Origin of the sequence: Pseudoalteromonas sp. P1-9, assembly GCF_001399975.1 — a bacterium.
Taxonomy (GTDB): Bacteria; Pseudomonadota; Gammaproteobacteria; order Enterobacterales; family Alteromonadaceae; genus Pseudoalteromonas.
This window is the reverse complement of sequence record NZ_LKBD01000174.1, coordinates 1-275: the sequence shown is the minus strand read 5'-3', so window position 1 is coordinate 275 and position 275 is coordinate 1. Positions and strand designations below refer to the sequence as shown.

Here is a 275-nt window from a genome sequence, read left to right as displayed (position 1 = left end):
TGAGAAGTCATGGCAGTTCCAAGAAAACAACAAATCAGTCTAGTTGATACACCTTTCTATCATTGTATTTCACGTTGCGTAAGGCGTGCCTTTTTATGTGGCGAAGATAAAGTCACAGGGCAATCATTTGAGCTGGATTGAAGATAAACTACTTGAATTGACCCAGGTGTTTTGTATTGATGTTTGAAAATAACAAAGACACCCACTCTAATTTGATTTAGTTTGGGTGTTTTTCTATGTTTAGGGTAAGTAACATTTCTTAAGGATGAGAAGTC

1 pseudogene is annotated in these 275 nt (G+C 36.4%); it reads left to right on the top strand.

The features are described from left to right. Positions 1–9: 9 nt before the first annotated feature. Positions 10–184, top strand: a pseudogene (locus AN214_RS23155) (transposase); the annotation flags it as partial. Between the last annotated feature and the right edge of the window lie 91 nt (positions 185–275).